This window comes from Weissella halotolerans DSM 20190 (assembly GCF_000420365.1).
Classification (GTDB): domain Bacteria; phylum Bacillota; class Bacilli; order Lactobacillales; family Lactobacillaceae; genus Weissella; species Weissella halotolerans.
In genome coordinates, this window is the sequence record NZ_ATUU01000002.1 from 162,983 (window position 1) to 185,526 (window position 22,544).

Sequence of the window (22,544 nt, forward strand, 5' to 3'; positions counted from 1 at the left end):
TCTGACATGCATAAATTAAAGTAACGCAAGATTCTTTGAATCAAGCTTCAATATCTTTTAGACGGCCTTATGGCCTTTTTTATTTGGCCAAAAAGCGGCGGTGTTTGTTATTCAAACATCGCCGCTTTTCTTTTTACAGCAAATCCTGAACGCGGCGTCGCTTTTCAAACAAACCACTTGGTGATTGATAAATAAGTTCTGCTTGATCTGTTAATTTAATGCCACCTTCCTTCTGAAGTTTTGTCCACATGCGTACTTTTAATCCTATTTCCTTAAAGTACTGCTTAATTGGATCTCGCCAACCAGCATTATCGTGAAGCTCATACAACACATCCTTCAACACCTTTAATTGCGTTGCCTTAGCTAAGTCTTGAAAGCCAGCACGATTGTCCCTAAGTAATTCAAGATCCCGCTGATAAAACTTAAAATGGTGGATAGTAGCCGAACTAGTCAAAGCATCAAAAACAGTCAAAAAATCCTCAACTGGACTTTCAGCAGTTAAACGTTTATAAGTTGTCACCACCTTTTGATCCAGCCAGAGCTGCTTAGCATTGTGTTTCATTTCATTGGTTGCAAGATAAAAACGTTGACCCTCATCTTCTACGAGTTGCCCTAATGAAATCTTGGGTAACAGAATTCGCTCAAACTTTTTTACCTTTGCTTGCACATAGTCGTCTAACTTTCGTTGGCCACTATGAATTTCATTAGCAATCCGTACCGGAATCTTTACCAACTGATTTTTCCCACCAGCCCGAACTAAAGACATATAGGCCGAACTTTCCTTAGTGTAGCCACCATAAATAGTTGGATCCTGCCGTTCCTTACTGGCCCCTACCAAGCGTTTCTTAGGGTCAGCCGCGATTAAAGTCTCCTTATATAGGGCGCCTTCTGGTCCTACTGGTTTCCGAGTCATTAGCATGGTCTTGTACTGCATAACTTTTCGCAGATAATTTAAATTATCTGGTGTCCAATCTTCATTACCTTTGCTCATTGTACCGACTACAAAGCTGTAAGGATGCCGGCGGCGGTTCTCTCCCTGATTCTTGAGCCAGTGCTGGGTGTAATAATCAAACTCATTATAAATAAACCGGGCATCTCGTTTAGGAAAATGACGGTGCAGGTAAGTTCCTGCTGTCGCTACTAGCAGAGCATCCTGGGCATGGTGATAATCATTAATATCCCGGTCCTTCTTAATTTGCGTCAACTGTCGCAGTTCACCAGTCACTTCAGCCCGAATGGCGACCGCCTGGGTTTGACTAAAATGGCCTTCTATCAAAGCCGCCACATTTTTAATAATTTGGCGGGTTTCAACTAACTGTCGAGCAATAAACCGCTCGCGTTCCATCTCTGTAAAATCGCCAGTTCGTGTTAGAAGCCTAAATTTTTTAGCCGAAATGAGTCCTAATTTTTTTAACTGTTGCCAAAGCGGAAAAGCCTTAGCCTTAACATCGGCCGTAAAGGTGGCTGAATCTGTCTTCCGTGCATTATCAGTTCGATTAACTAAGACCTTGTTTTCCAAGGAATCATCCTTGATGAAAGCACGGGGCACGATATGATCAATATCATAGTGACTTGACAGCTGATCAATACTGATACTTTGACCGGTATACATGTCACGACCCAACTGCGCATAATACAGGTATAACCGGTCATCTTGCATTCGGTCATCTGATTCTTCGGCCAGTGCTTCTTTAATAGCCTTGAATTCAGTCTTCAAAGCTGCATTTTTATATAGGGTCTCCAGTCGCTTCTTACGTGAAACCGTTCGTCTTGATGCCTGTTTTTCGCGGGCAAATTCCAGATAGACGTAAGCTGGTTCCTCCCCCATCGCTTGAGTAATATCGTCCAAGACATTAAAGGCTTGCTTAATTCCCCGTTTATTAGCTGGTGAGGTGGTTAATTCATCAATTCGCATTTGAATATCTTTTTGGTCATCAATCATATTTTGACTTTTTAGCCATTCCTCTACCCCATATTCTGAATCATGTAGGATTTCCATGAAATTTTTATTCGTTGTATAGAGTAAGTCCATGATTGAAACTGGCTCTTCAGGCCGTTCTGGATCGTGAATAAAGGAAGTGTCTAATAACTTACGTGACAAATTACCCCAGCCGGTATAGTGCTTTTTAGCCAGGCGGGGAATAAGTTTTTGCTCTAAGCCTAACTTGCCTAATTCACGCTCTGCAATGTCACTATCTTCAAAGACTGTCTGAATTTCAACTATCTTTTCCAACAGTGAATGATTTTGAGGATTAGTTATAAAATCAGTCCCTAGCAGGCCCTGCAAGTCATGATAACTGGTCAAACTACTAGTAAAGCGGCTTTCATCTGCCAAACCCGTTAACTCGACCTCACGTTTTCCAAAGCTTGCAAAATAATCTTGAAGGCGTTTCTTAGTGACTAATCGATATTTTTTGAAAAGGTCCTCCACAATGGCTTGTTTCGTTTCCACCGGTAACCGTTTACCATCAATCCGAATATTATTCAGCTCATTCAAAACCGTAAATGTTTCATACGTCAGTGAATGCCGGGGAAGAGTTGGTTCACCAATTAAATAGGTATCGGTGCCCGTTAATCGGTCAATAAAACTTTTAGCTGCCCGATCACGATTAAAAACTTGATCAAAGTTCCATGGTGTCACCGACACTTTCGTTTGGCCATCATTTTTTTCTACCCAATGATTTTCGGCATTCCCGGCTGTTTCAGACTTCGGTACCATCGGACCCACATAATATGGAACTCGAAACTGAACTAATTCCTCGATCTTATTTACGGACTGGCCCTGTTTAGCAAAGGTATCCAGTAAAAATGGATAATACTGACCCTGCTTAGCTAGAATTTTCTTTAGTTCAGCCAAATGCAACTGATAAGGAATCAATCCATTAGCTTTAGTCCTTTGCTTAGGGGCAAACTGGTCATTCGCAATGCGATCCAACATCGTTGCTTTGTCTTGCTCACTGGCATCGCTAGCTTCGATCAATTGAGCTAGCTCCTTAGCCCCCCGTTTATGTTTTTTATCGTCTACACTTAAGTAGTTTGTATAGCCTTCAGATAAAGCTTGTCGATTCTGCGGTGTTCGCACTTGTGTTTTTAAAAAAGTTAAATCCCGTCGATGATCTTCATAGGCTTTAATCATAGCTGATGACAGTGATTGCTCATCTCCCAAAAAACGCATCAAAGCAATCCCATCATATGCTCGTTTAATGGCCAAAAAGAATTCTGTTTCATCCTGGCTAAGTCGTTCTAAGATTGGCAAGGCCTGCTCATCAAAGTCTTCTTCAGAAAGTTTCATTTTCCATTGCTTTCGTTCTTCCTGATCCCAATCAGCTGAATCAACATTCACAAAGAGTTTAGTAAAGTCAATTTGGTTACCACTAAGTCCCTTCAGCATTTCCTTGATGGCAGCTCGATCCACTTTAGTATCAAAGCTAAAGGCTTCTATGGCGGCATCTACCCGGGCACTATTACTCAAGCCAGTCGCTAATTCAGCCTCCAAGAAACGTATTGGAGCTTCCAAGGCCCAGCTTAATGCCTGATGATCCGCAAAACGAGCTAATGCCTGAGCAAAATCAGTAACATCAAACTGTTGATCAATATCCAAGGAGGATTGAGGATTCAAAAAGTTACCCCGGTATTTCACAATATGATGGATTGCCAGATATACCTCCCGCAAATCATGTTTTTGGTCATCTTCCATTAATCTCTTTCTCAAGTGATAAATAGTTGGATACGCTTGATGATATGCTTGATCCGCTGCGGTACTCCCAAATACGTAACCACCATAATAATGGTCCTGTTGCCCCTGGTCCTTTTTATTGACATAGCTATATTTCAAACGAGCTAAGAAATTAGGATCAACCGCTTGTAAGGGTTTTGCAAAGATGTCATCTAACAAGCGTAGTCGCCAACGTCGGCGCTGCAAACGCCGCCGATTAGTCCTATGCCCCCTTCGTTCTGCTGCCGAGTCTGCCTCATCAAATAGGCGCACCCCAATCACATTTTTACCCTTCGTTCTAACTAGGTTGTATTGATTATCAATCCCAGCAAAGCCAACTGAACCCACACCAATGTCAAGACCTACACTATATGCCATACCTTCCCCGCTTTCTTACTAAGCCTTAAAAATAGTAGTTCATCAAGTTTAACAGCAAACTCATTCTTATTTTATCAAATGTAAGCGATTTATCACATCGATATTTCTTTCATTCAACACAGAAAAAGGCAGGCCCGCAACAAAGCGTTCCTGCCTTTTAGTTATATTATTATTTAGACCGATCCCTCTAGCTCTAACAATGCTTGAGCCGATTGCTGGTCAATGAATACATCTGTTATGACCTGCCGTTTTAAAAGGGCTGCCAAGCCATTAACTGCCTTTAAATCACTAACCAAAACCATAACATGATCCTTGTACTGCAAGTTCTTAAATGAAACGGTAGCCGTTCTTTGGTCTAAGGATTGATCAACCACTTGCCCCTCCTGGTCAATAAAATGAGCCAGCACCTCGGCAACACCCCTATCAGCCAACAGCTTTTTTTCATCTTCACCTAGATAGTGTCCGCTCTGATAAAGAGCACTTTTTTCTATCGCCTCCACCGAAAAGACCACCACATTAGCTAACCGCCCCAGCTTCTTTAAATAACGCACATAGGGTTCTTTTTCGAGCGCTTCCTTAGCCGTTAACTCCGTAAAAACTACTGGTAAAGGTAATGAACGAGGTTCAGCCTGGTAAGCCTGAGCAAAGTTTGCCACAATTTTGGCCTGATAAGTTGGCAAGTCGACATTGTCACACAAACCCACTAAGGGAAGCACTTCCACATCGGTAACCATTTTGTGCTCTAGTTGTTCCGCAACCGATTTAACAGTCTGGCCCGTTCCAACGCCAATAATATCACCACTCTTAATGATGGTTTGCAAGTCCTTGGCCAGCGCCGCACCGACTTTCGTTATTTTGGTCTTTTGATCATCTTGGGCGGTGGATACTACCGTAAAGGCAACGGTTGGATAGGTTTGAGCTAAGGCTTCCTTTAATACTTGACCATCACGCAAATCATCATTAACGGTAATGGACACAAAACCCTGTTCCCGGGCTAAGGCTAAGAGACGGGATACCGTTGGTCGGGATACCTGCTCACGCTTAGCGATTTCTCCCTGTTCAAGGCCATCAATGTAATATAGTCGCGCCACACGCAACATTTGTTCTCTACGGTTAGTATTAATGGGTCTATCCTCTTCTATGACAATGATTGACTAGCATTTACCATACTAAATTCATGATAAAAATCCTTTATATCATTATAGGCCTTTTTGTACATTTTAAAATAGGCATCATAGGTTGCCCTAAGCTCAGGGTTGGGACTAACCTGTTGATCAATTTTAATCCACTGAGATACATCCGCCGGATCAACCAAATCAAGCCCAATACCGGCTAGGATGGCACTCCCCAGATTAGCTTCACCACCGGATTCCGTAGTCAAAACAGTTTTACCGGTCACATCAGCAATCAACTGAACCATTTTACTTGAAGCACTAACTCCACCAACTAAGGTAATGGTATCGCCAATTTCAGTACCAAATTGTTCGATACTCTGGCGTACTGAATACGCAATCGCCTCCTGAAAGGCATTATAGACCTCTGCTCGGGTCGTCTTTAGTGACAGACCAAAGATTGTCCCCCGCACAGTTGAATCCCAGAGGGGACTGCGTTCACCCATAAAGTAAGGCAGTACCAAAAGACCATTGCTACCAGCTGGGACTTGTTGACTCAAAACATCTAGCTCAGCTGGCCCCGTCTCCTTACTGAACTCATTGGCAAACTCCTCGACAAACCAGGCAATAATGGCACCAGCTGTATTAGCGCCAGCAAAATTATAAAAATATTCAGCGGGCTTGTAAGCATAGGGCCAAACAATCAAATCTTTATCACGGGCTGGTTCCTTCGTTACCAAAGCCGCATTCATTGACGTCCCTAGGGCTACTGTCACCTTGCCAGGGGCCAAGACTCCGGTGCCCACTGTCGCTGGTCCAACATCAACCCCGGTATTAAAGACGGGTGTGCCTGCCTTTAAACCTAGTCGTTCCGCCCAGGACTCCAAGACATAACCCGCTGGTTCCGTACTAGTGACAAAGGTTTGAGGTAACTTATCAATATCCAGCCCTAACCTGTCTGCCATTGCTTTCGACCAGGTACCATGATTAATATCATAAACACCGCCTAAGTTACCAGCCGCTGAATAGTTAATGCTGGTTTGCCCTGTTAGTTTGGCAATAACGTAAGACTCAGGTGGTAAAAAGGTTTTCGTTGTCTGGTAAAGTTCAGGTCGATGCTTCTTCAACCACATCAACTTTGTATAGCCATAGTAGGGGTCAGCCAAGTTCGCAGTTGTTTCCATCAGGTCTGCCGCGGCTACTTCTTTTTTCACCTGTTCGGTCTCCTTGGTGGCTCGCCGATCCATCCAAATTAAAGCCGGTCCGATTGCCTCACCCATTTCATTCACCGGAATCCCAGACCCGCCATAGAGGCCGTCGATGCCAATGCCGACAATATCGTCATCATCAACATGTGCAGATAGCGTCCTAATCAGGGAAGTCACGGCGTTTAACCAATCTTCAGCTTTAGCCTCTGCCCACCCAGGATGTGGAGTTGCAAAACCATAGGTATCCTTCTTTTGTGCTATCACTTCACCAGTTGTGGTTAAGAGCATGGCCTTGGTACCCGATGTCCCAATATCAATTCCTAAAATATACTTTGTCATGGTTGTAATCCTCTCTTATCTACTTTTAGCTCAGTCTTTAACGGGAAACCTCAGGTAGCGATAGGCAAAGGCTGCAATCGCACCAAAGGTCAATAGATGCACTGCAAAGGACAGTGACATTGAACCGGTCACATCCGCCAACCAGCCTTGCACCAAGGGCCAAAAAGCACCCCCGCTTACCATCATAACGAGCATAGCTCCCGCCGTTTCGGTATGTTGTGGATTTTTAACAAAACTCAGCGTTTCGGTGTAAATCGTGGCAAATCCCGGACCCATCAAACCAGAAACCAAGATGGCCACATAGACGCCATTAAAGCTGTGATCAATTAGCATATAAACAATCGCTAAAAATCCCAGACTAGCGTAGGCCAGTAAAACCTTCAAATGAGGAATAGTCCGCATCAAATAATCTGCTAATACCCGGCCCAAGAAGAAGGCAATGTAGCTATAAATCACAAAGTTCGATGCACTACGCTCATTCAAAGCTGGATTCAGACTAAGGGCTAATTGAATTGTGAAGGACCAAACCGACACCTGTAAACCAACATACATAAACTGTGTGAATAAGCCATAACGGTAATTTTTATTTTTCAACAAGTCCTGGATGGTCTGCCAAAGACTATCTTTGTGGGTACTAGCTGCAATAACAGGCTTACACTTTGGAAACTGGACGACTAAGAAAATAATCATCATCACTACCAAGGCCATAATCATATAGCGGTAAGGTAGCAAGGTCTGTTGCAAAGCTTGCTCACCAAAATGGATGCGCTCACTGGCATTCAACCCGGCGAGCTGGGTTTTTAAATTGTCTCCGTCAGTAAAAATTAGGTACTTCCCTAGTAAAATTCCCACAATAGAACCAACCGGCAAGAAGGTCTGCGAAATGTTCAAACGCAGAGTGCGTCCCCGCTCAGGTCCCAACAAGGCTGAATAGGTATCAGCAGACGTCTCAATCAAACTCAACCCCGTTGCCAACACAAAAAGCGCCAGTAGAAAGAAACCATAAGTTGCTGCAGCCGAAGCCGGAAAGAACAAGGCACTTCCCACTAAGTACAGGGCTAAACCGACCACAATGGTAAAACGATAGGATGTACGCTTAATCAGATAAGAAGCCGGAATAGCCATCACAAAGTAGCCTAGAAAAAAGGCACTTTGTACATAGGCCGACGCAAAGTTACTTAAGTTAAAAATCGTCTTGAATTGGGTAATCAAAATATCGTTTAAGCTTGCCGCCGCTCCCCACATGGGAAACAACAGCGAAACCAAAATAAATTGAAGCTTTGGTGTTTGACTAATATAGCCATCCGATAGTTCACGCCCCCTAAACTTGATCCAACCAAATCGTCTTTTTCCTGTCTCTTCCATTATGACATCACTCCATTCATCCTTGATTTTATCGTGTTAGCGCTTTCATCACATATATGTTATACCACCTTACTGAACATATGTACATAGCCAAGGAGAAAACATTTTCATGTTTTTAATAATAAAAAAGCCTTTCTATTTAATTATAGAAAGACTTTGAATACTTTAATTAGCGGTATTCCATTTTGTGAAAAGTAGGTAAGTTAAGGCTATTATCACCATATCGCCAATAAAATCAATCAATATCGTGATTAAGAGAGAATCACCACCATATGATAGTTGGGGACTAGCCAATACTATAACCACACCTAGTAATACAATGATAAAAATCAAGCTCTGCACCAGCTTCGATGAAGTCCCCAAAAGTTGTCGAACCCCTAGAGCAACCGCATAGCCAACGAAATTGATAAACAAAAAGAGACCTATCGATGAATCAGTGAACATTACAAAATTATATCCTAGTTGTGACCAAATTAAGCTTAGATTAGTCATCTCAACAAAAATTTGAATTGATTTTCCATCGTGCCTACCAGCATAACCACCACTAAGAATAATAGCTGATATTAATAGTAAATTGGAAAAGAAGACTAGCCAACGGACAAATAGATTCACTGTGAACAATCTAAAACGAGATACCGGCAATAAAACAAATTGTGATGCTTGCCAGGATGTCACTACTTGTTTTATTGCCATTACTATATAGAGAAAGGTGGCTAAAAAAAGAAGGGTGCAAGTAGTTATTAGCCAAGCATCTAATATGCTATTTCCCCCTTTGTCCCATTGACTATGAAACACAATAACAGTAGCTATCACCAAAATCAAACTAAAAATTTTTACCATCTGCCAAAGCGGACGATAGCTGTCACGCCCAATTAATTGAATCAATTTTTTATTAGATATCATGCTTCTACTCCCTTCCGATTCATAGCATGCTGTTTCATAAAATACTGTTCCAAAGTCATTTGATACTGTTCACGAATAACTTCAATTTCTTTATCTGCAACTAAACAACCATGTTTTAAAATGATTGCCCGATCAATGACAGGTTCAATCTCACTTATTTCATGAGTTGACATCAATACCATTGCCCCATCAGGTAACCATCGTAAAAGACTTTGCAATAATTTCCGTCGCGTCATCACATCCACACCACCAAATGGTTCATCCAATAAAAATAGGCTAGCATCGCGTGAAACTGTTAAGGCGAAGACTAGTCGCTCACGCTGACCCTTTGATAGATGGCCTACTTTGTCCTTACTATTAATTTGTAATTCTTCAGCAATCTCCTGCCACCGATTTTGGTTGAAATCAGGATATCCCGCTTGATAAAAGCTGACGACATTCCAAATTGTCATTCCTTGACTCGCCCAGTTCAAATTGGGGACAAATGCTGTATGCGCTAAAATAGAACCCCAATCCCTGTGTCCATCAAGGGATATTTGTGTCTCCTTGGAAGCGATAACCAACCCCGTTAACGCTCGCATTAATGTCGTTTTTCCAACACCATTCTCACCTAATAAACCAATAAATTCACCAGTCTCCACTTGAAAACTAATATCCGATAATATTCTTTTCATCCCCTGTCGATAGCTTAAGTTTTTTACGGTTAACATCCTACTCATCTCCTTTACTTTGCTCTAGAGCACTAAGAAAAATGCGGCTAAGCTCTGCACTAGATACTAAGGTCAAACTCTCTTCAATAAAGCTTTGCGTCATTTTTTCGATTTTTTGATGCTTGATTTCATTAAATCTTGCTTTATCAGTAATTACAAAATTTCCCAACCCACGTTTTGTTTCAAGTAATCCCTCATCAACAAGTTTGTTTAGTGCACTTTGCACTGTACGCCCATTAATCACTAAATCAGCTGATAGTTCACGGACACCTGGAATCTTTGTCCCTAAAGGATACTTATCACTAAAAATTTCTCCCTCTAAATACTTTGCTACCTGAATATACAAGGGCTCTGTGCCTTTAAATTCCATATGACTTCCTCCTGATATAGTGTAGTATAACACTACTACACTTAAAACACATCTATATTTACAAAATAAACATTGAAAATACATTACTCAGATTAATTAGTATCCTACTTTAACAAAGATGATTTTTATTCTTTCCTAACAATATTGGAAAGGCAACCATTCCCAATTAACCTGAATGATTACTCAATTTGCGACCTTGAATTATTTAATATTTGTTTTCTGTTAATTTTTTAGTCATAAGAAAAACCCCGAAAGTTAATTTAGCTTTCGGGGCACAATTCGCCGTAAAAAATACATTTTGTAAGAACAATCAGCAATAATTATAAGCGAGTGGATTTCACTTTGCTTTGGTAACGGCTGCCACAAAGCAATAAGGCTGCTTAAAAACATTGTTCAATGATATTGAGAACACTTTAATTTCAAGAACCCAAAACCATTAATTTAACGATTTTTAAATTTTGTATATTACTTTTTCTTGTATTATCTAATAAACTTAGCTTTAAGGTTAATTTTATCCTTATTTCAAAGCTTGAATCAGGTGTAAATTAATTTATATTTAAATGCTCTTGATCTTTAGTTTGAAAGAGGCTATAATAAACTAGTTACTTTTAAAAGCGTAAAACATGAAAGGAAGCTAATTTTATGCAAAAGCGTGTTGCTGAAATGTTCGCTGGAGTGGGTGGTTTCCGAGTAGGGCTAGAAGCCCTTAATTCAGGATGGGATACTATCTGGGCTAACCAATGGGAGCCTGGTAAAAAGGCTCAACATGCTTATGATGCGTATATTTACCATTTTGGTGCTAACGAAAATTACTCTAATAAGGACATCAGCACCATTGTTAAGTCACAAGTTCCTGATTTTGAACTACTAGTCGGTGGCTTTCCTTGCCAAGATTATTCTGTAGCCCAATCCGGAGCACAGGGAATTACAGGCAAAAAAGGTGCCTTATGGTGGGACATTCGAGACATGATAAAAGAAAAGTTTCCTCCTTTTATCTTTCTTGAAAACGTTGATCGTCTACTTCACTCTCCAGGTGTTAAACAACGAGGTAGAGATTTTGGTATGATTCTCTATACATTACAGCAGTTAGGTTATGGGGTTCAATGGCGTGTTATAAATGCAGCTGATTATGGCTTTCCACAAAGGCGACGGCGAGTATTTATATTTGCATATAGAAAGGACACTAACTACTACAGTAAAATTCAGAATTCTGAAAACCTCAAAGCAGCAGTCTTAAACTTGGCTCCTTACAACAAGAAGTTGCCTATTCAACCAGTTCTTAAAGAGGAAATCACCGGTTCTTTAAATGGTTTTAAAAATATTGTTGATTTTTCTGATAACTTTTCATTTGACTTTAAAAATGCTGGTATAATGCATGATAATGTAATTTATTCAGCGAAGTATGAACCAAATTACAAAGGGCAAAAGACAACAATTGGCGATATTTTACTACCTCATATTGAAGATGAAAGTTTATATATTGATACTAAACCTGAGCGCTTAAAAAAATTTGAATATTTAAAAGGTTCAAAAAAGATTAATCGTAAAAGTGCTGATGGTCACGAGTATGTTTATTCTGAAGGTGGAATGGCATTCCCCGACCCTTGGGACCGGCCAGGAAGAACAATGCTAACGTCAGAGAAAAGCACCAATCGTTCTACTCATGTCGTAAGGGATAAAGAAACCGGACGACTTCGTTTCCTCGCTCCAATTGAAGCTGAACGTTTAAACATGTTCCCTGATAATTGGACAAACACAGGCATGCCTAATAACTTTCGCTACTTCACCATGGGAAATGCATTAGTTGTAGGTGTAGTTTCAGCAATTGGCTCTGGCATAGATGACATTATTTCAATCGAAAAAACACTACCCTTAGGTAAAAATTATGCTCACGGCCATATTGATGAGATAGAACATTCTACGTTCAATCAACAAACAAGCCTTGATATTTAAAAGTAAGCAAAGCACCCGAGTTAAAATTAACTCGGGTGCTTTGTTGATTATAATTAGACTTCTACATTAAATCTGCCACCTGTTGATACATGTAATCAGGATTCAACCAAAAAGCTTGCTTAGTCATCCAGTTATTACTTAATTCATTAATTAGATGTTTAGGTCTATTTTTCCACTTCACTGGGGCAGGTAAAGGTAGTGAATTTACATCGCCAACTTTGTAGGATGATTTCTTTGCATCCGGTCTCACATGCAAAACATTGTGGTCTGATGCAGCGGGTAAGTTGTTTAAAATCCTATAACCATTAGCATTGTTATATGGTATATATGATAACGTAACACCTTCTCTTAAAATGTGACGCGTTCTTTCCCATACATACTTAATAGGACCATCTAAATCTTCTAATGGCACTTGCCAGAATTTAGCCCCTTTAAATATTTGATCATCGCCAGTATCTTCAAAAAGGACCAATAAAAATTTAGTGTCAAATAAGTAAGTTCTCAAATCTGATTCTTCCCATGTTTCATTTAAAATCTTTCCAAAATCAAAATAGTTCTGAATTTTTAATGACCCTTTTGTCCTTTGATGATGCGTATTAACTGAGCCGACATTATCACTCTTGACAGTCAAAACCTTTACTGCAATATTCGCTTTTTGAAATTCTGCTGAATTTTGTATATCCGTATTCAACCTCAACATTTTTCTTGCAAGTGTTGAATTAACTGCTTTAGGATTTTTTTCAGGAATAGAAACTTTAAATTGCCTACAAAGTTCGCTTCTATATAAACCAACATAGGGCCTAAATAGCCCCATCACGCTCTGCTCAACAGTCTGGGTTTGTTCATCTTCTTTAAGAATTGGTTCAAACGATTCACCAAAAAATTGCCTTACAATAACATTAAAATATTTTTGTGATAAGGCAATTCTTGGATTAGTTTCTTTGGCTACTACTTCAAGATATCCCAATCCCCTAAGAGCATTTCGTGCTTCTTCACTCTTATAATCGTCTTGATATCGAGTATAAATTTCTTTTATTTTTTCCCATTCGCGCTGTATCTCTAATTGATCATTTTTAGAAAAAGAAAAAAATTGGTAGTCTTGAATTATAAAGTTTTTATATTAAATCGCAGGAACCGGCTTCACTGAATCATATAGGTAGTAAACAAACAACAAGTAACTTGCTTTACTCCAAAAATGTGAAGTTTCAAAAGATTCATCTACAATGTTTTTGGGTGAAACAGCGGTTATAGTCAATCTCTCTTTAGCTCCGTAATATGGTGGCCTTTTCGTTCTTTTTATCCCTGTAGTTTTAAGTTCAACTTTTATACCATCAACTAATAAATCTGGATTTTGATCAGAATTGCTGGGATAACCCAAAACAGACTGCTCTATAACATTGCCTGCAATACCATTAACCCGCTTAACTTTTGTTTCCTGAAAAACACCGTTCTTATCAACTGTGCCTAGTGATTTTCCTTTTACATTGGCCAAAATTTTATTTAATGTTTCTTTTGTATATTCGTGCTTTAGCATAAATTACTACTTTCTATAAAAAGATTCTTTATTTTAATATTCAATTTAAAAAATTGGCTTAAAAACTTATGACTATATTGTTTTAATCAGCATCTAGATTGTTTAAAATCTCAAACTCTCAAATCTAATTTTTTTAGTTTTTCTCTAAGATTATCATCATCTGCGTATATATATAACCCCTTAACTCCTCGTGTCATTAAAACATTTACGATATTTTTTAAATTTTTTTCAATATCTTTCTCTGTCCATTCAATTGCAGACTTTGGTTTTATATGTGCACTCGAGTCTTTTGATTTTGATATATCAATTTCAAGAGAATTATTTTTTTCATCGTATATGATAGAAGGTCCCAAAATCACTCCCACATAATTTAAATCCGCACCCTGCACAGTATAATTAGAACCCACTTCATAGAGGGAACTCGGGATAGATTGCCAAGGATTACCTGCTTTTTGTGCTTGCTTTACTTCAGGCAATTGTAAATTCCAAGGCAGCTGTAACCCATCTTTCGTTTTAACCATCCAGTACTTACTTTCATTCTTTGGATGATTTCCTTGAGAATATGGCCAATCATAAGTTGCCACTAACCGTGATAATCCAAATTCATTATCACTTTGTTTAATTTTAGAAAACATATCAGATGCAGAATTAAAAATTTTTATTTCATAATTTTCATCAAAAGGGGGGTGAACTATTGAATTGTGTGAAAATTGAGCCAAATTAATTATATATTTTCTAGTCTCCTCTGATGCTTGAATGCGCCATTGCTGCTTTAACTGTACACCTTCTGCATCATTAAGTTCTTCCTTCACTCGTTCTGGTAAATAAGATTTAGATGAAACTACTTGATTTGGATCATAAATTAATACAACTACTTTTGCTAGTCGCTTAATTGCTTCTAAGTCAGGCTGCCATTTATCTTTTTTTACGCGCCCATAATTACCAGTCCATAACAAATGAGCTTCATCAACTAGAACAACATCATATTCTTTTTTATTTGAAATAAATCCAGGCACATCAAACACAGTTTCTCTCATATTTAATTTATTTGCAATTTGTTTATATGTTCGTAACTGTTGTTCGTGTCTTACCAATAAGGCGACACTTGAATCATGTTGCATACCATTTTCTTGTACTAAATGTTCATTTTTAAAAAGATCCCAAAATATATTAGAAAGTAATATTGTCTTACCTGTTCCTGCTACACCTGTAATCTTGAGAATCACTGCGTCATTTGACTTTGATTTCAACTTTTTGTCTATGCTCATTATGATTTGTTCTTTGGCCTCTAGCTGTGCATTTGATAAGCTTTTAAATGGTGAGTTAGCAAATAATGTTGAGTTTTTCACCACTTCCTCAGAGGATACAATATCTAGTTCATGTAATTCATTCCAAATAGTTGGGAAAATATCTTTTTCGTAAACCTCACGTTTGTAGAAATTGGGTTGCACATTAGACCTTCCATTATTAATCCCTGAAAACTTCGGGTCTCCTAATAGATAATCCATAAATTTTTGTTCGATTAACAATCGTTGCACTTTTATTGAAAAGTTTGTGAGCAATTATATATAATAATACTTGTCCTTTCTTACTAAGCTGATTTAATTTATCTTCATTTGTACTTTTCAAGTGCTCAAGTGTACGCTGTACAATCCAATTTGTTTCACCTACATAAGCCTCTTTCAAATTGCTATCACGTGAATTTCTTCCATTCCTCACTTCGCCTATATAAACTGATGGAAATTCAACAGGAAATCTTTCCTCTTTGTCTTTCCTTAATATTTCCTCTTTAAATCTCTTAATCGCCGCTTCATTATAATCTATCTTTCCAATATATAAATCCGTCATTATACAATTCCACCTTTCTCTGCTTTATGAAATTTTTCATAATGAGTTGAATAACATCTTATTCGAGACTACTTAACTCATTATGCGTATCCAGATAGGTCTCCCCATCCTCCTCTATTTGGTCTAAACTAATTTTCGACATCTTACCTGTATTACTATCTTAGTTCAACAATGTCCCCTTATTATCTAATGGCCCCACTGTCATTTCACAACGGGATTTGATAATGTACCGTAAGCATTCATTTACTCATAATAAGTAGCTTGGGCTTGATTACCCCGCACAGAAAATTCGAAGAGACGCTTATCAAACTGTTATGGCTGCGGTTTTTTATCAATAAAGGCTTTCATAGATACAGCGTATGCTACTATTTTTTGTTTCAGTGCATTGCTCAATGTATCCAGGTCAAATGTATTTGTTCTAACATCATCAACATTTGATTGACTTGAAACTGATGTTAAACTAACTTTACTGTCAGCTTTAACCTTATGACTAATCGTCTTTTTCGTTACTAATGATGATTCATTTTCTTTTGTTGATTTAACACTTAGTGCTCAAATCTGTAGAATCCAATCACTACTAGCACTAAAAGTACGATTATGCCTAAACTAAGGAAAATTAAGTTCCTTTTTCTTACTTATGTTTATCGCTTCGCATCCCATCACTACTCCTTTACTTCCCTTCACTTCATGTAATACTTACTCATCTAATATATTATCACAATCAAGTACAAGATTTAGTCTATTTGATATCTATGGACGTATTCTTAACTAAGCGTCTTTTAAACTATCCTAAAATGAGGTCTTCATCTCTTTTAAAATCAATCTTGCACAAAAAAAGCACCTACCACCGAAGTGATAGGTGCTTTTGACTTTAACTTGCTAATAGACTAGGCAGCTTACACCGCCAAGTCCAGCCAATTTTCGAAACGGTAATAGCAAAGAGATATTAACGCTTTGAGAATTGTGAAGCCTTACGGGCTTTCTTAAGACCGGGCTTCTTACGTTCCTTCATACGTGAGTCACGCGTCAACAAACCAGCTGACTTCAAGGCTGCACGGAAGTCGGGATCAACTTGCAACAAGGCACGGGCGATACCGTGACGGATGGCACCAGCTTGACCTGAGAAACCACCACCGTTAACGTTAACCAAGACATCGTATTGACCCAATGTTTCAGTAGCGTTAAAGGGTTGCACCATAACCTCACGCAAATTAGCGAAAGGAATGTAATCTTCAGCAGAACGACCGTTAATTGTAATGGTACCGTTACCAGGTACTAAACGCACACGAGCAACAGAGTCCTTACGACGACCAGTTCCGTAATATTGTACAGTAGCCATATTAAACTATTCTCCTTTCGTTAATTTAGATTAAGCTGTTGATGTCCAACAACTCAGGCTTTTGGGCCTCGTGGTTATGCTCTGAGCCAGCAAATACATGCAACTTCAAAGCTTGTTGGTGACCGAGCGTTCCCTTTGGCAACATACCTTGAACTGAAAGTTCAATCAAACGTTGTGGGTTCTTCTCGCGCAAATCACCAGCAGCACGTTCCTTCAAACCACCAGGATGGTTTGAGTGGTGGTAGTAAATCTTGTTCTTGTCTTTGTGACCAGTCAAGGCTACCTTACCTGCATTGATAACGATTACGTTGTCGCCAGTGTCTACATTAGGCGTAAAAGTAGGCTTATTCTTACCACGCAAGATTGAAGCCACGACCGTTGATAAACGACCCAATGGGACATCAGTTGCGTCAAGAATATACCACTTACGCTCGATCTCACCTGGCTTTGCCATATAAGTTGTACGCATGGAATATTTCCTCCGATAATTCTGTTTGTTTACTTTACCAAAATGTTCAATAGTCGTACCAGGACAATTCCCAATTGCGGTTGGTAAACAATACCGACTTTTATAATACCGCTTATTTAGCTGTCCGTCAATGAAAACCTAGCCGGGAATGTCCTCTTTACCAAAAGTTAGTTAATAGTCTACCGACATCAAATATAGTCCTTGCGCAGGTGCGGTAAAACAGGCCTGTTGCCGGTCCTTAACGGCAAACAAACGTGGAATGTCATCGACCGGCCGGGCACCATTACCAATTTCCAAAAGTACGCCCACCATAATCCGAATCTGATTATATAAAAAGCCGTTGCCAGAAAACTCAAACCAAATTTCATCATCAGCTGGCTTTTCCCACATTTGAGCTCGGTAAACTGTTCGGACAGTGGTCTTTTGTTGATAACCGGAGGCCACGAAACTTAACCAATCATGCTCACCCAGATAATCACCGATAGCAGCCTGCATTAAGGCCGGATCTAAGCGCCGGTGCCAATGACCAGTATAGTTACGTTTAAAGGGATCAATAAACTCAGTCGTTGAGAGCCGATAACGGTAGGTTTTATGATGGGCAGAATATTGAGCATGGAAGGTTTCAGGTACAATTTCAACCTGTTTAATACCAATATCATAGGGCAACATAGTCGATAAGCCCTTTCTTACAGCATCTGCTGGAATATCAAATGGCAAGTCAAAATGAGCGACCTGACCAACTGCATGTACCCGGGCATCGGTCCGGCCCGAGCCCTGCACGCGAATATGTTCAGCTGGATGCTTAGCCATTTGATTGACCGCCTTCTCCAGTTCTAACTGGACCGTCCGCATTCCTGGTTGAACCTGCCAACCATAAAAATCCGTTCCATCATAGGCAATGGTTGCCTTATACCGTGGCATAACCTGCTCCTTTCCTGATAAAAGCATCTGTTGGTCATACTAGACCTAGCAGATGCTTAGCTTGTTGTAACTTGCTATCTTTGTTTAAAAAACCATCCCTGGTAGCCAATGCGTCCCCAGCAACAACAAGACGAAGAGGGCAAAGGCTAAGTAGGCTATGTAATCTCTAGGTCCAGCTTGCAATTGACGGTACTTCGTACGGTTATCACCACCTCGGTAGCCACGAGCTTCCATGGCATCCCCTAGTTCAATGGCCCGCTTAATGGCATTGATAAAGAGTGGAATGAGTAAGGGAATATAGGATTTCGCCCGTTGAATAAGGTTACCTTCATTAAAATTCATTCCCCTTGCCCGTTGTGCATTCATAATCGTCGTCGCCTCATCCATCAGAGTTGGTACAAACCGCAGGGCAATGGAAACCATTAAGGCCAGCTCTCCGACTGGGACCCCAATCTTAGCTAAGGGCGCCATCAGTGATTCCATGGCATCCGCAATCGCAAGTGGTGGCGTCGTCAGAGTTAAGATCGTTGAAAACATGATAATCAGTACAAACCGCATAAACATGATACCAGTTGAAAGTAACCCATCCGTGGTAATAGTAAAAATCCACCAGTGCCACAAAACGGTTCCTGTTTGTACAAAAAAAAGCTGCAGAACGGTGGTAATCAACATCAAGAGTAAGAGTGGTCGTAAGCCCCGCAAGAAGACCCTAAACCCAAGCCCAGTTAGGGCGACCGCCAACAGGGTGAAAATTGTGGCTAACAGATATCCCCAAACATTGGTTGCTAGAAAAATTGCAAAAATGAAAATTAAACTTAAGACAAATTTTGTACGTGGATCCAAGCGATGAACCCAGGAATTACCGGGCAGGTATCGACCAATAATTAATTCATTCATGTGGTCCTCCCTTCAATGCTCGGGCAAGTTGGGCTGTTAACTGATCTAAATCAAGGACATGGTCTAGATCCATCCCCTTCGCTGCTAAGGCATCAGCAAATTGTTTAGCTATGGGCAGGTCTAACTGGTGATTCCGTAACCAGTCACTATCGGCAAAAATACTCTCCGGACTGCCCTCCTTAATGACGGTGCCCTGATCAAAAACCAAAACATGGTCTGCATACTGGCCAACAAAGTCCATTTGGTGCGTAATTAAGACCAGCGTCAGATTTCCTTCCGCCTGTAATCGGGCAAAGAGCTGCATAAGTTCTGCCTGTCCTACTGGGTCCAAGCCAGCCGTTGGTTCATCTAAAATGAGCATTTCCGGCTGCATAGCTAAGACCCCCGCAATCGCAACCCGGCGCATTTGACCACCAGATAGCTCAAAGGGTGAGTGTTGATCAAATTCAGGCCCCATCCCAACGGTACGCAAGGCTTGTTGAGCTAAGGCCTGCGCTTCGGTATCGGACTGACCAAAGTTCTTTGGTCCAAACATAACATCCTTCAGCACCGTTTGTTCAAATAATTGGGCCTCAGGAAACTGAAAGACCATGCCAATATGCTTACGTAATTGATTCAATTCTTTTTTCTTCGTTTTAGGGGTAATCTGCCTATCACCAACGGTTATGACACCCTTGGTTGGAACTAATAACCCTTCCAAAAGCTGCACCATCGTTGATTTTCCCGACCCTGTATGCCCAATCACAGCCGTAAATTGGTGTTCTGGAATGGTAAAATTGACATCATGTAAGGCAGCTGTGGCAAAGGGGCTGTCTGCTTGATAGGTAAAATCTACTGCTTCGAAATGGATTGCCATATCCAATTAACCATCCCTTCTGTTGTCATGTAGCCCTTGGGAACTGTAATGCCCGCCTGGGCCAGGCTTTGTTTTACTTGTTCAGCAAAAGGAACGGCTAGGCCTAATTGTGTCAACTTAGCGGCATCCGCAAAAATGTCAGCTGGACGCCCACTTTCTACTAATTGCCCATCATTTAAGACAAGGACCTGGTCAGCCAGGGCTGCTTCATCAATATCGTGCGTAATTGAGAGCACCGTCAAGTCTTCACCAGCCTGAGCTTTAAGTTCCCTAACTAGGTCTAGCATCTCTTGGCGGCCCTGTGGATCTAACATCGCAGTTGCTTCATCAAGAATTAAGATTTGTGGCTGAATGGCCAATACCGAGGCAATCGCAACCCGTTGCTTTTGGCCACCTGATAGATGGGCTGGCTCACGCTCAGCAAAGGGCGCCATCCGCACCTTTTCCATGGCCGCTTGCACTCGCGGAATCATTTCAGTCCGTGGAACAGCCCGGTTTTCCAGACCAAACGCAATGTCATCCGCCACGGTGGCCCCTACAAATTGATTATCAGGATTTTGAAAAACCATGCCAATCAAATCACGAATCTGCCAAACATGTTCCTCATCAACTGGTAGCCCAGCAATTTTGATGGTACCCGCTTGGGCTGGTAATAAATAATTTAATAAGCGGGCTAAGGTCGATTTACCAGAACCATTATGTCCAATCAAGGCCACCCAGGCTCCTTTTTCAATTGTTAGGCTCAAATTCTTGATGGCTGCTACCTGACCCTCAGGATAGGTATACGATAAATCATTTATTTCAATGATGGGCGTCATTGGCCACGCCCTCCTTTATTTAACATTTACTTTTAATATTGTTACTATCATACCAAAAAAGCAGACTAATGTTTACTTTATGCCAGCTTCCCCTTACAAATGAACAAAGAATTAAGCTAAAATACCTTTATAAGATAAAGGCGAAAGGCGGGGTTTATGAAAAAACGCATCACTTGGGTTGATTGGGCGAAAGGACTGACCATTTTATTAGTTGTTTGCGGTCATGTCACCATTGGCCTCTTTGACCAGCACTACTACACAGGTTTTAAACAAGACCTGCTCCTAATCTTAGTTCAGGCTCTCTATGGCTTTCATATGCCGGTCTTCTTTGCCCTGTCTGGCTACTTCTTTAAAACACCAAGCTCCTGGGCAAACTATGGTCAGCTCATAAAAAAGCGTAGCCTCGCCTTAGGTATCCCCTACCTTTTTTTCAGCATTTTCATCTTTATCCTGATGCTACTTGGTGGTAATCAGGTCCGAACACAGGTTTCTTGGACCACCCTCTTTAACATCTGGCAACGGCCACTAGGACTCATGTGGTTTTTGTATGTTCTCTGGGCATTAAATGTTGTGTTCGGAGCCCTCGCCCTTTGGATTAAAGATATCCGCTGGCTTTTTGCGCTAGCACTGACTGCTAGCCTACTTGCTAATATATGGCCGAGCTCCATTTTCTGCGTCCAGCAAGTAGCTATTTGGAGCCCCTGCTTCCTTGCGGGAACCCTTTGTCGTCGCTACCCCTTACCGCAAAAGAAAACGATTGCTGGCATGCTAATTATTAGCTACTGCCTATTACTCTTCCTTTGGTGGCAAACTAACCCGACTAATCGCATTAGTTACGCCCAACCTGGTTGGCAAACCTGTTTCTTCTTAATTGCCATTCTCATCGCATTTACAATTTTCCCCAAAGGCCAGGCCTTTGCTGACCGCCATCCCTACTTCACCAAGGCAGGACAGACATCTTTAGGCATCTACCTCTTTCATGTACCAGTAGTTAGTGCCTGTCGCTGGATTTTAAACGCCCTTAACCTGCACCAGTTAGGTATTCAACTTAGCCTTGGCTTGCTTTTGGGCTGGTTTGGCACCCGCTACCTCGTTCATCTTTGGCAAAAAGTACCATTATTAGCCTGGTTACTCTATCCCTCGTTTTCTCATACTCAGAAAGGAAAACTGCATGACTAAAATTGATTTATCCCGTTCCAATGATTACCGTAATGTCACTGACTACTATAAGGGGAAGAGCGATGCTGAAATTCGAGCCGCCCTTGATGCTAAGCGGAGCCCGATGGTTGCCATTATGCAAACTTTAAGTCACGATTTTAACAAGGCCTCAGCTGTCCGCAACAGCAATGCTTTTGCCATTCGAAAGCTTATTTTTTTGAATCCTGAAAATCCTGCCCTCCCAGATGCTCAGAGCGGTATCAAAAAATGGGACCGTCGCGGCGCCTTAGGTACCCAACACTATGAACATATCGAGCACCACCGAATCACTGACTATCAAGCCATTTTTGACCAGCTCCACGCTGAAGGCTACACCATTTATGCAGTTGATAATATCAGTGCGTACCAACCCCGTTCTCTCTATGATGAAGTTTTACCGGCAAAGTCAGCCTTCTTATTTGGCGAGGAGCAACTGGGCTTAGCCGATGACTTAATTGCGGCCAGTGATGCCATGCTCTACATCCCCCAATATGGTAGCGTGCGTTCGGTCAACGTCAGTGTTGCTAATGGCATTGTGGCTGCCTTTTATGCTAGCCAACATATGTCTCACCACTAAGAGCATAACAAACTAAAAGCAGTACCTAGCTTGAA

Annotated in this window: 20 protein-coding genes; 3 read left to right on the plus strand and 17 right to left on the minus strand. The window is 40.7% G+C overall.

What is annotated here, in order from left to right; genetic code table 11:
• Positions 1-133: 133 nt before the first annotated feature.
• The 7 genes from cas9 to G414_RS07225 form a co-directional block, all read right to left on the minus strand.
• Positions 134-4,093: a type II CRISPR RNA-guided endonuclease Cas9 gene (gene cas9 / locus G414_RS0103385; RefSeq protein WP_022791454.1), complete on the minus strand. Its 3,960-nt coding sequence runs from the start codon at positions 4,091-4,093 to the stop codon at positions 134-136.
• Positions 4,094-4,266: 173 nt separating this feature from the next.
• Positions 4,267-5,193 (minus strand): sugar-binding transcriptional regulator, encoded by a 927-nt coding sequence (locus tag G414_RS0103390; RefSeq protein ID WP_022791455.1) that lies wholly within the window; start codon positions 5,191-5,193, stop codon positions 4,267-4,269.
• A 38-nt stretch (positions 5,194-5,231) separates the two neighbouring features.
• Complete coding sequence (locus G414_RS0103395) at positions 5,232-6,752, minus strand: FGGY-family carbohydrate kinase (RefSeq protein WP_022791456.1); 1,521 nt, start codon at positions 6,750-6,752, stop codon at positions 5,232-5,234.
• Between the two features lie 30 nt (positions 6,753-6,782).
• Positions 6,783-8,117 carry an L-fucose:H+ symporter permease gene (gene fucP, locus G414_RS0103400; RefSeq protein ID WP_022791457.1) on the minus strand — a complete coding sequence of 445 codons (1,335 nt, stop codon included), beginning with the start codon at positions 8,115-8,117 and terminating at the stop codon, positions 6,783-6,785.
• A 165-nt stretch (positions 8,118-8,282) separates the two neighbouring features.
• Positions 8,283-9,020: a hypothetical protein gene (locus G414_RS0103405; protein ID WP_022791458.1), complete on the minus strand. Its 738-nt coding sequence runs from the start codon at positions 9,018-9,020 to the stop codon at positions 8,283-8,285.
• Entirely contained in the window at positions 9,017-9,730 is a 714-nt protein-coding gene (locus G414_RS0103410) for an ATP-binding cassette domain-containing protein (RefSeq protein WP_022791459.1), read from the minus strand. The genes G414_RS0103405 and G414_RS0103410 overlap by 4 nt, the downstream gene beginning before the upstream one ends.
• A 1-nt stretch (position 9,731) precedes the next feature.
• Positions 9,732-10,100 (minus strand): GntR family transcriptional regulator, encoded by a 369-nt coding sequence (locus G414_RS07225; protein WP_022791460.1) that lies wholly within the window; start codon positions 10,098-10,100, stop codon positions 9,732-9,734.
• A 642-nt stretch (positions 10,101-10,742) separates the two neighbouring features.
• On the opposite strand from G414_RS07225, the gene dcm reads away from it, so the two are divergent.
• Complete coding sequence (dcm, locus tag G414_RS07230) at positions 10,743-12,053, plus strand: DNA (cytosine-5-)-methyltransferase (protein ID WP_022791461.1); 1,311 nt, start codon at positions 10,743-10,745, stop codon at positions 12,051-12,053.
• A 61-nt stretch (positions 12,054-12,114) separates the two neighbouring features.
• Here the strand turns inward: dcm and G414_RS0103425 are convergent, their stop codons facing one another.
• The 10 genes from G414_RS0103425 to G414_RS0103470 all read right to left on the minus strand — a co-directional run bounded on the left by G414_RS0103425 (position 12,115) and on the right by G414_RS0103470 (position 20,735).
• Complete coding sequence (locus G414_RS0103425) at positions 12,115-13,020, minus strand: PDDEXK family nuclease (protein WP_022791462.1); 906 nt, start codon at positions 13,018-13,020, stop codon at positions 12,115-12,117.
• A 153-nt stretch (positions 13,021-13,173) separates the two neighbouring features.
• Entirely contained in the window at positions 13,174-13,587 is a 414-nt protein-coding gene (locus G414_RS0103430; protein ID WP_022791463.1) for a MutH/Sau3AI family endonuclease, read from the minus strand.
• A gap of 110 nt (positions 13,588-13,697) precedes the next feature.
• Positions 13,698-15,116 carry a DNA/RNA helicase domain-containing protein gene (locus G414_RS0103435; RefSeq protein WP_156713244.1) on the minus strand — a complete coding sequence of 473 codons (1,419 nt, stop codon included), beginning with the start codon at positions 15,114-15,116 and terminating at the stop codon, positions 13,698-13,700.
• Entirely contained in the window at positions 15,055-15,435 is a 381-nt protein-coding gene (locus G414_RS0103440) for a GIY-YIG nuclease family protein (protein WP_022791465.1), read from the minus strand. Before G414_RS0103440 ends, G414_RS0103435 begins: the two co-directional genes overlap by 62 nt.
• A gap of 946 nt (positions 15,436-16,381) precedes the next feature.
• The gene (rpsI, locus tag G414_RS0103445; RefSeq protein WP_022791466.1) at positions 16,382-16,774 is read right to left on the minus strand and encodes a 30S ribosomal protein S9; all 393 of its coding nucleotides are present in this window, start codon (positions 16,772-16,774) and stop codon (positions 16,382-16,384) included.
• Between the two features lie 25 nt (positions 16,775-16,799).
• Positions 16,800-17,243: a 50S ribosomal protein L13 gene (gene rplM, locus G414_RS0103450; protein ID WP_022791467.1), complete on the minus strand. Its 444-nt coding sequence runs from the start codon at positions 17,241-17,243 to the stop codon at positions 16,800-16,802.
• A gap of 171 nt (positions 17,244-17,414) precedes the next feature.
• Positions 17,415-18,164 carry a tRNA pseudouridine(38-40) synthase TruA gene (gene truA, locus G414_RS0103455; RefSeq protein WP_022791468.1) on the minus strand — a complete coding sequence of 250 codons (750 nt, stop codon included), beginning with the start codon at positions 18,162-18,164 and terminating at the stop codon, positions 17,415-17,417.
• An 84-nt stretch (positions 18,165-18,248) separates the two neighbouring features.
• The gene (locus tag G414_RS0103460; protein ID WP_022791469.1) at positions 18,249-19,061 is read right to left on the minus strand and encodes an energy-coupling factor transporter transmembrane component T family protein; all 813 of its coding nucleotides are present in this window, start codon (positions 19,059-19,061) and stop codon (positions 18,249-18,251) included.
• Complete coding sequence (locus G414_RS0103465) at positions 19,054-19,917, minus strand: energy-coupling factor transporter ATPase (RefSeq protein WP_022791470.1); 864 nt, start codon at positions 19,915-19,917, stop codon at positions 19,054-19,056. Before G414_RS0103465 ends, G414_RS0103460 begins: the two co-directional genes overlap by 8 nt.
• Entirely contained in the window at positions 19,893-20,735 is an 843-nt protein-coding gene (locus tag G414_RS0103470; protein ID WP_022791471.1) for an energy-coupling factor ABC transporter ATP-binding protein, read from the minus strand. The genes G414_RS0103465 and G414_RS0103470 overlap by 25 nt, the downstream gene beginning before the upstream one ends.
• A 156-nt stretch (positions 20,736-20,891) precedes the next feature.
• Here G414_RS0103470 and G414_RS0103475 point away from each other — a divergent pair, with 156 nt between their 5' ends.
• Both G414_RS0103475 and G414_RS0103480 read left to right on the plus strand, forming a co-directional pair.
• Complete coding sequence (locus G414_RS0103475) at positions 20,892-21,914, plus strand: acyltransferase family protein (RefSeq protein WP_022791472.1); 1,023 nt, start codon at positions 20,892-20,894, stop codon at positions 21,912-21,914.
• Positions 21,907-22,509: a TrmH family RNA methyltransferase gene (locus tag G414_RS0103480; RefSeq protein ID WP_022791473.1), complete on the plus strand. Its 603-nt coding sequence runs from the start codon at positions 21,907-21,909 to the stop codon at positions 22,507-22,509. The genes G414_RS0103475 and G414_RS0103480 overlap by 8 nt, the downstream gene beginning before the upstream one ends.
• The last annotated feature ends 35 nt before the right edge of the window (positions 22,510-22,544 follow it).